A 13,477-nucleotide genomic window follows, 5' to 3' on the forward strand; every position below is an offset into this window, starting at 1 on the left:
ATTGTAATCATGGTTCATATAAAGAAAGTTGAGATCTTTGGATTCAAATCATTTGGCTTTCGTAATGTTGATGTACATCTACGTCCTGGTCTTGTATCTATCTCTGGACCTAATGGTTCAGGTAAGAGTAATATTTTAGATGCCATTATCTTTGCCCTTGGGGAAAATAGACCAAGACAGATGCGTGCTGGCAAACTCGTTGACCTAATTCATGATGTAGAGGGTCGTAGACGAGGAACACGAATGGCTCGCGCTAGTGTTCATTTTGATAATACTGATCGTAAGATCGCTGTAGATTCGGATACTGTTGAAATTACTAGGGAGATGGACGAAAAGGGTGATAATTTGTATTATTTGAATAAAAAAAAGACACAGCGTAGTCGTATACTGAATATTTTAGATTTGGCAAATGCAGGTTTGAATCAACTGAATGTGGTTCAACAAGGAACAATTACTAGAATATCTGAATTTTCTCCAGATGAGAAACGAGAATCTATTGAAAATCTTATTGGTCTTGCATACTTTGATGAAAAGAAAGATGAAGCAATGAAACAACTGTCTGAAGCAGATCGTCGTTTAGAGATATCTTTTGCTAGAATGGATGAAATTAAAAAACGAATTGATTCTTTGGAAGAAGAGAGAAACATTAAACTTCGATCAGATTTACTACAAAAAGAAATTGTACGTTTTGAGGCAATGTCTGCAACTAGTCGATTAAAATATGTTAAAAATGATATTGAATCTAAATCTTTTCAACTTAAAGATTTAAAATCTGAAATTGTTGATATTACCAAACAGCGCGATCAACTTCATACTAATTCTGAAGGTCTTAGGAAAAAGAAAAATACATTCATGGATGGTGTGGATAAATACAATACTTCCAAATCTGATATTGATACTAGACTCAGCAGAACTTTGAGTGAATATGAAGAGACCAAGAGTCAAGTTGGCACGACTGAGAGAGAAATTACTCAAATTCAAAACCAACTTCCTAAAATACAGTCAAATATCGATATATCTGAAAAATATATATCTGAACTCTCTGTCGATGTAAAATCTCAAACAAAATCTAGTGACAAAATTGAAGAACAAAGAACTTTGATAATTAGTAAAATACAACAAATTGATTTGCAGATAAATGAGATTCTTGAGACTCAGACCAACTTATTCATACAAAGGCGTGAAATTGATAAGAGAATTAGAGTATTCAACACTGAAATCAATCAAATAAAACTGGATCTGATGCAAATTGAAATACAAGATGATACCATTACAAATAAAATAACTTCCAATACTACTAAATCTTCATCAAATACTACGAGTCTGTCCAAACTTGTTCAAATAAAAACAAAACTAGAGGTATCGTTACAAAAATTAAATTTATCTATTGATGATCTTCGGTCACAATTATCTATATTGGACACAAAACATATGCGTCTTGAAAAAGAAACAGGCAGCATAGCAATTATTTTAGAAAAATCACTAGCAGCCCTGCATCAATATGGCTCAAAAATAAAAACAATAAAAAAAATCATGCACGAGGATTATACTATATCTAAACTATATTCTCATTCTGAAAAACTTGGTATTGAAGGATTAGTATATGAAGTACTTCGTTGGAACAAAAAATCTGAACGTGCAGTCATGGCAGTATGTTCTGATTGGCTTAAAGCTGTAATAGTTAAAGATATGGTCACTCTACTTGGAATTTCAGAAGTTGTCCATAAACAAAATTTACCTCGTCTTAAAATAATCCCACTCGATACTATTCAAAATTTGCAATTTAATGTACCTAATCATCCTGATGTAATTGGACGATTATCTGATTTTGTACAATGTGATACAAAGTTTGCGCCTCTGAAATCCTTTTTATTTGGAAGTGTACTGCTAGTTAAATCTAGTAAAACAGCTTCGGCACTATCGATACGTGGTTTTAATACTGTAACACCTCGAGGTGAATACTTTACTGCCAACTCTAAAGTTATGATTTTAGACACCAATTCAAAAATCTCTAATCTTACAAAGACCATATCCATGGGGACATCTGTAGATGGTCTGACGAAAGCCATATCTCTTTTGAAAAAAATGAAAGATACAAAATCTGAAGATTTGAAAAAAATCAATTACTTGAAAAGGAATTCAGCTACAAGCTTGGCTGATTTTTCTATAAAACTTGCAAACAGTAAATTGAATCTTGAAATTGTTCTTGTAAAAATTAAATCTATTACTGATGTACAAAGTCGGATAGAAACACGTATTCATGTTTTACATGACGAAAAGGAAAAAATGAGCATACAAAATAATGCCTTTGAAACAAAAATTAAACAGTTGTTAGATAGCACGTTCAGCCTACAAAATGAATATTCGGCAATTGATCCGAATAAAATGAAACAAAATCTTCCGGAATTGAATAAAATAAAATCATCTTTACATGATCAACAATTTCAACTAGATGCACTCTACAAAGAATTATCTGTTAAAATAATTTCTACCGAGTTAACACTACAAACTGAAAAATCTAAATTAGAAATGTCTCGACACCAATTTAAAACACAATCTGTCGAGCTTGCTCGTCTACAACCAAGATTAAAAAAATATGGTTCACGATATGATATTCTCAATAAAAAAATGACTGACTTGAGAGGAAAGGAACAAAATTTAATTTCCACCTCTGGTTCTTCTGTAGAGCAGATACGTGACTTTGACTCTGTACTGAATGATATGATTCATGATGAATCCGTTCATTCGCGTACGATTAATGCGTTAGAAAAACAAATCTTATCTTTAGAGCGTGATGTGGATGATCTAAAAATAGATGAATCTGGGTTACAAAAAAGATTAGATGTGATTGGAATTGCATCAGATTATGTTGAATTTGATGTAGTACCAATTCAAAATCAATTACAAACTGAGCTAAATCGTCTAACCAATATTAATGCAAAAGCACCAGAGACATATTTGGAAATTAGTGTTGGGTATCGATCCATGTCTGAGAGAAAAAACTCACTTGAGAAGGAACGAAATACTATTGTTAAATTCATTGAAGATGTAGAGAGAGACAAGAGACAAACATTTCTTGATGCCTTTGATACAGTGGATAAAGAAATACGCACAATATTTACTAAAATGACAGGTGGAAATGCATGGTTAGAACTACAAGATGAGGATAATATATTCACCTCTGGTATTTCGTATATGATTCAATTCCCAGATAAATCTAAACGTGAATCTACATCTATTAGCGGTGGTGAAAAAACTCTTGCAGCTGTAGTATTTGTTTTAGCTTTACAAAAACTCAAACCCTCACCATTTTATCTCTTTGATGAAATAGACGCACATCTTGATGCTCCAAACTCTGATCGACTTGCCAAGATATTAAAGGAGCGATCAGCACAGAGCCAATTCATTATGGTCTCCTTGAAAGACACTGTAATTCAAATGGCGTCATTAATTTATGGTGTGTTTCCAAAAAATGGTGTATCTAATATTGTATCCTACAAAGATAAACGCCTATCTTATTTGGACGCATAATAATTATTTATAAAACACGTATACACTAGTGCTGCTTTTTGTTGGTTCTAATATTGATACCATTTTACATTTTTCTGTTGTAATTGGACATCTGGGTCTGAATTAACATCCTTTCCCTACTGTGTCGTGATACTCTGTTACAATATTTATCTCTCGATTTAGATTATCTGGATTCGGTTCTGAAATTACATCAATTAATGCTTGTGTATATGGGTGTCTTGGTCTTACTAGCACTTCAGAAATATTACCACTCTCCACAATTTTTCCTTTATACATTATTGCGATTTTGTGTCCAAAATGTCGTGCTGTAGCAAGAACATGCGTAATGTATAAGAACGATATTCCATATTTGCGCCTCAAGTCATCCATTATCTTGAGAATCTCAGCGCGCATCGATACATCTAGCATGGATACTGGTTCATCTGCTATGATGATTTTAGGTCTAGGCGCCAAAGCTCGTGCAAGTACTACTCTCTGTCTTTGACCACCTGATAATGTACGTGGGTGTAATGATGTAAATTTCTCTGCAGGGGTTAGTCCCACTTCTTCTAAAACTTCTCTTATTCTTGTTTTTCTCTGTGCATGGTCTACATTATGAATATCAAGCGGCTCTGCTATTATATCTGATATTTTCATAGTAGGGTTGATCGAATCAAATGGATTTTGTTGAACTGTTTGACAAGCTAGTTGGATTTGTTTTAGATCAACTGAATTTTTCTTTCTTACCTGTTTGCCTTGAAATATCATTTCACCTGAATCTACTAAACTAACATCTAAAATTAGTTTTGCAATTGTGGATTTTCCAGACCCCGATTCACCTGCAAGAACAAATACTTGACCTTTTTCTATTTCAAAGGATACATTATCAACTGCTTTGATGATAGATTTTACAAATCCAAATATATTTTTCTTGGTATAATGTTTTACAAAATGTTTTATCTCCAAGATATTTTCCATAATAAATATTTCTCACAGTATTTAATATATTAATAACCTTTTGCAAACAAGGTTTTCATTTTTGCGTCTTTTTTACAACATACACATTTTTCATTTATTGTATCATTTATTATTGCACGTATGTCTGCACCAGTATCTTTTTTTATTTTTTGTTCACACTCTTCTTTACCACACCAAAATGCTTCTATAAAACCACCCTCGTTCAATTCTGTCATCAACTTGTCATAGTCTTGACCAATATTTTTTGTCTGTTGCTCTAAATTCATACGAGCTGTTTTTAACATATGTTTTTGTACATCATCTAAGATATCGGTGATATTTTCTATTTTTTCAAAATCCATCTTGGACTTTGTTTGATCATGACGAATTACTATGACACATTTACCTTCACTGATGTCTTTTGGACCAATCTCTACTCTGATTGGTATTCCCTTCATCTCCCAGTCATTAAATTTGAATCCTGGTGTGAGTCCGTCTCTTTCATCCACATGTAGGCGTACCCCTGTCCTGCCTAGCGTCTCTTTAATCTCTTTTACCTTGAGCATAACTGCGTCTTGCTCATCTTTAGAATAGTAGATTGGAATTATTACAACTTGTATTGGTGCCACACGAGGTGGGAGAACCATACCTTTGTCATCCCCATGAATCATAATCATAGCTCCGATTAATCTCCATGACACACCCCATGATGTCTGCCATACAAAATTTTCAATGTTTTTTTCGTTAGAAAATTTTATTTCAAATGGCTTTGAAAAATTTTGGCCCAACATATGTGATGTACCCATTTGTAATGCTTTACCATCTGGCATAATTGATTCCATTGTAATTGTATAATTTGCACCAACAAATTTCTCACTTTCACTTTTTTTCCCAATAACTACTGGAATAGATAATTCCATCTCTGCTAATTCTTTATATATTTCCATAATTTTTTTTACCTCCTCCTCTGCTTCTTCTTTTGTTGCATGAGCCGTGTGTCCTTCTTGCCATAAAAATTCTGAAGTTCTCAAAAAAGGTTTTGTTGCTTTTATTTCTGCACGTAGTGCTGTATTCCAAAAATTAATTTTTAGTGGCAAGTCTCTCCAACTTTTTATCCATTTGGAGTATAACGAGTATGCCAACGTCTCTGATGTGGGTCGTAGTGCGAGTCTATCCCCAATTTCATTATTGCCCGAATGTGTGACCCAATATACTTCAGGATTAAACCCCGCAAAATGTTTTTTCTCTTTACTTAGTAGTGTCTCTGGAATCAAAATTGGTAAAAACCCATTGCGAATTCCCCGTTTGGATAGTTTTTTATCTAGAGAATCTCTAATTGCCTCCCACATAGAGTACCCATCTGGTCTTAATACGATTAAACCCTTGACAGGCGCATAATCTGCCAACTCTGCTTTTATTACTACTTGTGTATACCACTCACTAAACTCTGTTTTTTTTGATACTGTTATACCGATTTCTTTTTTTGAAGATCCCATTTAATCTCGTGGTGTCACGTTCATTAATTAGCTTTACTTGATTTGCTAAAAACGATTTTACTTGTTTACAATTGACTTTCTTTAATTTAACATAATTAGTATTTCTAATACATAGATATGCTTAACAATGAGTAAATTTCACGATTAAATATGGCACGAAAACGATATAAACCAATTATTACTTATCGCTTACGCGAAATACCTATAAAAAAGATTAAAATTTGGAAAACTGCACAAGCTAGAACATTAAATCGTGATGGTATATCTGAGCTTGCTAAATCAATTAAAAATGATGGATTGCAAAATCCCCCCATGGTGCAAAAAGAAGGTGATACATATCTCTTGATGTCTGGACAGCGACGTCTTAGTGCCATGAAGCGTCTAGGAGTGAAAGTAACACCAGCTCTTGTATTGACTAAAAAAACCGCTTATGATTTAGATACTGCAAAAGCTGCCTCTGTTGTAGAAAATATACACAGGGCTGATATGGATGCAAAAGAGACTGCTGCAGCATGTGTATTCCTTGCTGAACAAATGGGCAAAAGCAAGGCAGCTAAAATGCTAGGCATGTCTACTAGCACATTTAGAAAATACCATGGATTTGCAGGTGTACCAGATGCAATAAAGGCACTAGTTCCACGTGAACTCTCTAGAGATGAAGCTGTGACATTGTTTAAGATTTATCCTAGTACCACAAAGGCATTAAAAATATTTAATCGAATGAAAAAAATTGATCGTCCTACAAGAAAAGCATATCTTAAAGTTTTAGCTCATCGTCCTAAATCTTCACACAAGAAAGCATTGAAAGAAGCTAAAGAATCCATGATACGTAAAAAATTCTCTATTGTATTTGCAACACGTAACGCAAAATCTTTAAAACGTAAATGTGAACAACATAGAATTACTCCTGAAAAACTAGTATCTAAAATTGTTTCACAATGGTTACGTGAACATCACAAGTAATTTTAGAAAAACTATTTTACAATAAACTTTTGTGTAATGAAATCTGAATTTTTCTGTTCGCTATCATACATTAAAATTTTAATCTTATATGCTCCTGGATTATTTATTCTCTCTATTAATTTTCTATCTATCGGTAAGATTTTATCTTCTGTGAGACATTGGTTAAAGAATCCATTTTCTGATATGATTTTTCTAGTATTGCTGTCATAAATTGTGACGTATAAATCACCACAATTGAATTTTTCTACCACTTTTATTTTAATCTCTATGGGGGCATTTGTTTTATGAGTATACTCAAAGTCAACTAATTTGATATCTGCACTATTTGCAAATCTGAATTTTGTAATGTCTGAATCCATACTATCTAGATTCTGCATTGCTCCATCAATCACTATAAATGCAAATATTGTCGATAAAATCACTGGAAGGATATATACTATGATTAAAGCTCTTCTAACCAATTATACATGTTTTCTGTTTTCCCAATATATCAGTATTTCATGTCAATCACGAACCATTATGCTGATTAATACTGCGATAATCTAATGTATTTCTAATTATTTATAGAATAAGTTAAATCATGAATAAGTTTACAATATTTAAATGAGATTAAGAAAATTTCGAGTTAAAGCATATAGGTGTATTCATGATTCTGGTGAAATCAATGTCGGAGATCTTGCAGCATTTGTTGGCAGAAATGAGAGTGGCAAGACTACAATACTTCAAGCTCTAACATTACTTAATAGGGAAACAATTGTATCCGATCTTGATTTATGTGATGAATTGTCCGAGTCTTTAAAATCTACAGTAGAGTTGGCATCTGGTACATTTGAATTAAATCCTAATGAAATTAGATTAATCAAAGAAAGCTTTCCCCAATTAGATGAGATTAAACAAATTCGTATAATACGTACAAATAAAGATCCTAAACCTTTGTATGATTTTGGGGATGTTAAGGTTAGTGATGATGAAAATGATCAATTAAACTCTTGGGAAAACTTTATGCAAAAAATACAAAATTTTATTGATATAACTCCAAATCACATTAGTGTTTCGTTAGATTGTGATTTTTTTAAATTTCCAAAAAGTGAACAAGAATTTATGAATCTTATGACTGAATTCAATAATACAATACAGCGTCTAGCTGTTGATGAACCTATTGTTATACGTGAATGGGATACTGTATACAAAGATACAGAAAATTCCTTTTCTAACTTACTTAGAGGGAAAACTGAGCGTGACGTTTTGGAAAATTTCGTCGAAACTATGATTCACCCTAGATTTGTTTATTTTTCAGATTATAAAAAAATTTATGGTAATGTAAATCTAAATGAATATTCTAGAACTGCTAATAACTCGAAAAAAAACAACGTAGATTTTTCTGAGGAATTTGATAAAGCTGAAACAGTACGAAATTTATTTTATCTTGCTGAATTGGATATTGATAAAATGAATGAGTATCGTGATAGTCCATCTAAAATTATAAAATTTTTCAATATTGCAAGTAAGAAACTTACTGCAAAACTAAACCCTGCTTGGAAAGGCGATCCTCTTTTAGTTGAACTTCGATATAACCCTGGTAATATAATTAGTCTAGTAATATCTGATGTTCACAAAGATGGTTCAGTGACTAATACGGGTCTTTTGAATCGACGTGCTGAGGGCTTTAAATGGACATTTTCGTTTATTGTGAATTTTGCAGCTGAGACTCAACGAGCAGAATTAAAAGAAGCTATTCTTTTACTTGATGAACCTGCAAGAAATCTTCATCCTATACAACAACGAGGTATCTCTGATTTACTGAAAAACCTAGCCGGTTCTAATCAAGTGTTATACGCAACACATTCACCATTTATGATATTCGATTATACTCCTGGTAATCTACTGGTCGTAGAACTTGATAAGCGAAAGCATCTCAGTAAAATCTTTTATGATTATTGGAATGCTGAACCCTTTACGCTAATTCCAATACTGTATGGTCTATCTCGTGGTCAAGTAGAAACCATCATGGATCGTGAAATTGGAACTAACTCTAGACCAGTATTGATTGTAGAGACAATTTCTGATTATATGTATCTCAACGCATTTGACAAGTTTCTTGAAGATCCAAATATTTCTGTAAACCCACTTAATATTATAGCTGCTCATACTAAAGATTCTGTTTTACCACTTGCAATATTTTATGCTAAGAATGGATATAATACATTTGTAATGTTGGATAATACTGCTGAATCTAAACATATCGCTTCTCATCTTTTGGCAAATAATTTTACACAGCCACAAATAATCTTTTTTGAAAAAAATGGTAAACCTGTTGAATCTTTAGAAGATTATATAGAAACTGATGATTACTTGTATGCTGTTAATCAAACATATGAAATTAAATTACGTAAAGAAGGATATCGCTATCTTGCTGTTGATGATATTCTCAAACACCCCGGTTCTAGTATTATTTCCAAACTAGATCATGTTTGGAACACACATGATTCAGATGGTTGGGAAAAATTTAACAAGGAAGAAATTACTAGATATATTTGTGAAAAAATTGCTCTCAATGATGCAATCTTTATCACTGATAAAACAAAAGATGCTATTCGTACTTTATATCGTCTTATCACAGAACGTATTATACAGTATAAAAATATGACTTCTCAATCTACGCAAAAATCTTTTATATCAACTTCAGGAATACCTAAATAATCAAGTTTGGTATTTAAGCAAGATGTATGGTAATCAATATATGTACACGCATGTACACTTTGCAATTTTTTCTTTAGTAATATTTTCAATTTTTGTTATATCTGCTGGCGAGTCCTTTGGACAAACACCTGTAACTGTTGATTATCATACATTTGAAAATACCATACTATTAACATTTCAGAATAATATTGATACTAAGATATCAACTATTCACGTTTGGCTTGATGATACATCTAGTTTCAAATCCATAAAAACTGAACAAGGATGGAGTGGCAGGAAAAACTCTGATGGAATAATTTCATTTACCTCACAAAATGATGGTCTAGACATGAATCGTCATGTAAAATTTGGATTAATTACCAACACTTCAAATAATGCGCTCAATTGGAGATTTGTTGCCTCGAATGATGATGTTATTGCTTCTGGTAATATTGATTTATCTGGGAAACCTATCGCATCTAATATTTCTACATCTGATCCTATTATACAAACACCAACTAATACTACTATTCCCTCTATAATCACAACTGGTATTTCTGATAATTCTGAATTTCGTCTAGTTCCTACTAGTATTCGTCCGGGCTCGAATGTAAGAATAATTGGAACACAATTTACACCCAATCAGAATTTAGGTTTTTATCTTGATGATGTATCTATGGGCAATGTGGTGTCTGATAACGCCGGAAATTTTGTGGGTACTATGCAATTATCTTCTGAGCAAGAGGTTAAGCGTGTTGATATCATAATCCGTGATGATTTTGGCAATAGTAAAGATATGAGTATTCGTGTGTCTGAATTAAATACTGTTGATGAACCTGTTGAATTACCATTTGAAATAACTACGTATCCTGAATTTCTACATGTTAATGATAAATTCACAATTACTGGTACAGGATCACATGGTGATACTACTTCTATCTCTTTCATGGATCCTAATGGGACATTGCTAGGGACGACATTTGTAACCATCAATCAAGAGGGATTTTGGGAGTTTAGTTCAACTGTAAAATCTGATGCGGTATTGGGTACGTATACTATTGATGCTACTTTGGGCTCCGAAATCAAATCTGCCACCATTGAACTTACAAGATTTCCTGGAATAGATATTCATCCTGTACAATTACAGTATGAACATGGTGAAACTTTAGAATTTACTGGTTTTGCGCCACCAAATAGTCTATTGGATGTATCTTTGGTTTACAAAAACACAGAATTATTCTATACTGAATTACCCATAGGCAGTGATGGAGTGATAAATTTGAAAATTCCTGTACTACCTCATTACAAAAAGGATACATACGTACTTCATGCGTCTCTTGAAGATTTTGAAACTATCGTATCGGTTGGCATTGGTGTTAAACCAAATCAATTAATTTTTATATCATTGGATGAATTGCACTACTCTTCTATAGAAGATGCTGAAATTACCATTACTGGTCCTCCATCGGCCAATGTAAATCTATTGATCTTAAATCCTTCTGATAATAAAAAAGAATCTAAAAAAATTATTCTAGATAGTACTGGTATTTTTACATATGTTGTAGATTTATCTACTTATTCTCCAAATGTCTATACTGTACTTGTAGATCGTGGTAATGTTGAATTTACCACTTTCTTTACAGTAGATTTTACAACATTTGGTGAAATAACTTCTATACATACACCTTCTATTATTTCTCCAGGACAGCTCATTAATCTAATAGGAACAGCTACAAAGAATACTTTGATTGATTTGGAACTTTATGGTCCTGAGTCTAAATCTGTAGATGACACTTTGACCTATTCCAATAAGGATGGACAGATATCTAACAGAGATTTTAGATTACCTCGATCTGCTAACATTAGTGATGACTGGTATGTGATCGCTTCTGTAGGTGCTAATTTTATCAAAACGCCTATTAAAATTACAGATATATCATCTAATCAAATAATTATTACGGCAACACACGATCTCTCTATGGGTCCTCCCATAATACAGATTACTGGTTCTGGTGCTAGTGACGGTAAATCTCGTGTACCTGTACCAATTGTTATTTATGATAGTACAGGTAAAGAAATTGAATCGATAACTGGAATAAGATCTTTAAGTGATGGTACCTTTAGTAGTGTTTGGGAAATTCCTAGCGAACTCCTTGCAGGTAAATATGTAATAACTACTAATATTGGTGATAGAACTGCATCTACTACTTTTACTGTAAATTAATATTTTAAACCTATTAAACTATTTATAACATTATTCGTGCATGATTTTTATGAACCTAAAAGAGAAAATTGCTGATTACCCTGATTTCCCTAAAAAAGGAATAATATTTAGAGACATTAATCCACTACTTGCAAATCCTCAATCTTTATCAAATATTGCAGATGAGATATCTAAGTTATTTAGTAAAGATAGTTTTGATTTACTAGCAGGGATAGAGTCTAGAGGATTTATTATTGCATCATTGTTATCTGCAAAGTATGGTAAGGGTATGATTATGATTCGAAAACCAGGGAAATTACCTGGTGATAAATCTAGTATCTCATATACTACTGAATATAGTACTGACACTTTGGAGATACAAAATTCTATCGTTTCAGGTAAACGTATTTTGCTCTGTGATGATTTGTTAGCAACTGGTGGAACTGCAAAGGCTGCATGTCAATTAATTGAAAAAGTAAATGGTATTGTGGCCGGTATTGTATTTGTAGTTGAATTAGAAGGGCTAAAAGGTTCTGAATTACTAAATAATTATAAAATGGAATCATTGGTGAAATATTGATGAGTACTGAAAATGTTGAAATTGGCATAATTGGTGGTAGTGGTCTATATGATCCTGAATTATTAACAAATGTCAAGCAAATTGAAATAGATACTCCATATGGTTCTCCCTCTAACTCTCTTACTATTGGGGAATATCGGGGTCGTAAAGTTGCCTTTTTACCTCGTCATGGAAAAAAACATACAATTCTACCCCACTTGATAAATTACCGTGCTAATATTTCTGCATTCAAACAAATAGGTGTTACAAGAATAATTGCTGTAACTGCAACTGGGAGTCTTCGTCAGGATATTGCCCCTGGTAATTTTGCAATTCCATCACAGTTTATAGATTTTACAAAAACTCGTATAGGCACATTTTCAAAAATTGGAAACGTATACCATGTATCTACGGCAAATCCTTTCTGTCCTCACATGCAAACTATTGCATATGATTTGATAAAAGAGAAAAATGTACCTGTACACAAAGATGTGACATATGTGTGCATTGAGGGTCCTAGATTTTCTACTAGATCTGAATCTAAATTCTTTCAAAGCACAGGTTCTGATATTATAGGTATGACTCTAGTGCCAGAATGTCAACTAGCTCGTGAAGCTGGAATCTGTTATGTTTCTGTTAGTATGGCTACTGATTATGATGTATGGGCAGATACCCCAGTTTCTAACCAAGAAGTATTGGCCACATTTAAAAAGAATATTTCTACCATAAAATCTATCTTGGGTGATTTGATTGAAAAAACCCCTATTGAAAGAACATGTCAGTGTGAACATTCACTAGACGATGCCGTTTCAGGTTCCTAATCGTCTGCAAACGTTTCTTTTTTCAATCCCTGTGGTAACTCTAAATTCCCCTGAACTAAACTTTGCTGTATTTCGTTGATTATCTCTTCTGGATCATATCCCAAATTCTTAATTTTCTGCTTTATATGATCTTCTAATTTTGCACCAATATTTTGTCCACCAATACGTCCAAATGCAATTGCGTTAAAATGGAAAAAATATGAATCCAATTCAAAAACCCCATTTATTTTTGCTGCCATCTGTGTTCCGTCTATATTATTTATGTGGATATTTATTTTTGGTGTCATAT

At 32.8% G+C, this 13,477-nt stretch carries 10 protein-coding genes; 6 read left to right on the forward strand and 4 right to left on the reverse strand.

Features of this window, described 5'->3' with window-relative positions; translation table 11 throughout:
• Positions 1-9: 9 nt before the first annotated feature.
• Positions 10-3,531: a chromosome segregation SMC family protein gene (locus tag R1F52_05650; protein ID WOV92596.1), complete on the forward strand. Its 3,522-nt coding sequence runs from the start codon at positions 10-12 to the stop codon at positions 3,529-3,531.
• A gap of 102 nt (positions 3,532-3,633) precedes the next feature.
• Here the strand turns inward: R1F52_05650 and R1F52_05655 are convergent, their stop codons facing one another.
• Together R1F52_05655 and proS are read right to left on the reverse strand one after the other, a co-directional pair.
• Positions 3,634-4,476 (reverse strand): ATP-binding cassette domain-containing protein, encoded by an 843-nt coding sequence (locus R1F52_05655; protein WOV92597.1) that lies wholly within the window; start codon positions 4,474-4,476, stop codon positions 3,634-3,636.
• A 41-nt stretch (positions 4,477-4,517) separates the two neighbouring features.
• A complete protein-coding gene (gene proS, locus R1F52_05660; protein ID WOV92598.1) occupies positions 4,518-5,963 on the reverse strand; it encodes a proline--tRNA ligase in 1,446 nt (481 codons plus the stop codon).
• A gap of 150 nt (positions 5,964-6,113) precedes the next feature.
• On the opposite strand from proS, the gene R1F52_05665 reads away from it, so the two are divergent.
• Positions 6,114-6,926: a ParB/RepB/Spo0J family partition protein gene (locus tag R1F52_05665; GenBank protein ID WOV92599.1), complete on the forward strand. Its 813-nt coding sequence runs from the start codon at positions 6,114-6,116 to the stop codon at positions 6,924-6,926.
• 11 nt (positions 6,927-6,937) lie between these two features.
• Here the strand turns inward: R1F52_05665 and R1F52_05670 are convergent, their stop codons facing one another.
• Complete coding sequence (locus R1F52_05670) at positions 6,938-7,303, reverse strand: hypothetical protein (protein ID WOV92600.1); 366 nt, start codon at positions 7,301-7,303, stop codon at positions 6,938-6,940.
• 226 nt (positions 7,304-7,529) lie between these two features.
• On the opposite strand from R1F52_05670, the gene R1F52_05675 reads away from it, so the two are divergent.
• From R1F52_05675 to mtnP, 4 genes are read left to right on the forward strand one after another with little or no spacing between them, the layout of a single operon-like run.
• Complete coding sequence (locus tag R1F52_05675; protein WOV92601.1) at positions 7,530-9,626, forward strand: AAA family ATPase; 2,097 nt, start codon at positions 7,530-7,532, stop codon at positions 9,624-9,626.
• 22 nt (positions 9,627-9,648) lie between these two features.
• The gene (locus R1F52_05680; protein ID WOV92602.1) at positions 9,649-11,829 is read left to right on the forward strand and encodes a hypothetical protein; all 2,181 of its coding nucleotides are present in this window, start codon (positions 9,649-9,651) and stop codon (positions 11,827-11,829) included.
• Positions 11,830-11,878: 49 nt separating this feature from the next.
• Entirely contained in the window at positions 11,879-12,388 is a 510-nt protein-coding gene (locus R1F52_05685) for an adenine phosphoribosyltransferase (protein WOV92603.1), read from the forward strand.
• Positions 12,388-13,188, forward strand: a complete 801-nt coding sequence (mtnP, locus tag R1F52_05690) for an S-methyl-5'-thioadenosine phosphorylase (protein WOV92604.1) — start codon at positions 12,388-12,390, stop codon at positions 13,186-13,188. Before R1F52_05685 ends, mtnP begins: the two co-directional genes overlap by 1 nt.
• On the opposite strand, the gene R1F52_05695 is transcribed toward mtnP, so the two are convergent.
• Positions 13,185-13,475, reverse strand: coding sequence for a hypothetical protein (locus R1F52_05695; protein WOV92605.1), 291 nt, complete (start codon positions 13,473-13,475; stop codon positions 13,185-13,187). The genes mtnP and R1F52_05695 overlap by 4 nt on opposite strands.
• Positions 13,476-13,477: the final 2 nt, after the last annotated feature.

The sequence above is a fragment of the Nitrosopumilaceae archaeon AB1(1) genome (genome assembly GCA_033471095.1).
Taxonomy (GTDB): Archaea; Thermoproteota; Nitrososphaeria; order Nitrososphaerales; family Nitrosopumilaceae; genus Nitrosoabyssus; species Nitrosoabyssus spongiisocia.

Excerpts from the sequence above, each read along its gene's own strand:
- R1F52_05665 (WOV92599.1), top strand. The coding sequence starts at position 6,114 with ATGGCACGAAAACGATATAAACCAATTATTACTTATCGCTTACGCGAA.
- R1F52_05650 (WOV92596.1), top strand. The coding sequence starts at position 10 with ATGGTTCATATAAAGAAAGTTGAGATCTTTGGATTCAAATCATTTGGC.
- mtnP (WOV92604.1), top strand. The coding sequence starts at position 12,388 with ATGAGTACTGAAAATGTTGAAATTGGCATAATTGGTGGTAGTGGTCTA.
- R1F52_05670 (WOV92600.1), bottom strand. The coding sequence starts at position 7,303 with ATGCAGAATCTAGATAGTATGGATTCAGACATTACAAAATTCAGATTT.
- R1F52_05695 (WOV92605.1), bottom strand. The coding sequence starts at position 13,475 with ATGACACCAAAAATAAATATCCACATAAATAATATAGACGGAACACAG.
- R1F52_05680 (WOV92602.1), top strand. The coding sequence starts at position 9,649 with ATGTATGGTAATCAATATATGTACACGCATGTACACTTTGCAATTTTT.
- R1F52_05685 (WOV92603.1), top strand. The coding sequence starts at position 11,879 with ATGAACCTAAAAGAGAAAATTGCTGATTACCCTGATTTCCCTAAAAAA.
- R1F52_05675 (WOV92601.1), top strand. The coding sequence starts at position 7,530 with ATGAGATTAAGAAAATTTCGAGTTAAAGCATATAGGTGTATTCATGAT.
- proS (WOV92598.1), bottom strand. The coding sequence starts at position 5,963 with ATGGGATCTTCAAAAAAAGAAATCGGTATAACAGTATCAAAAAAAACA.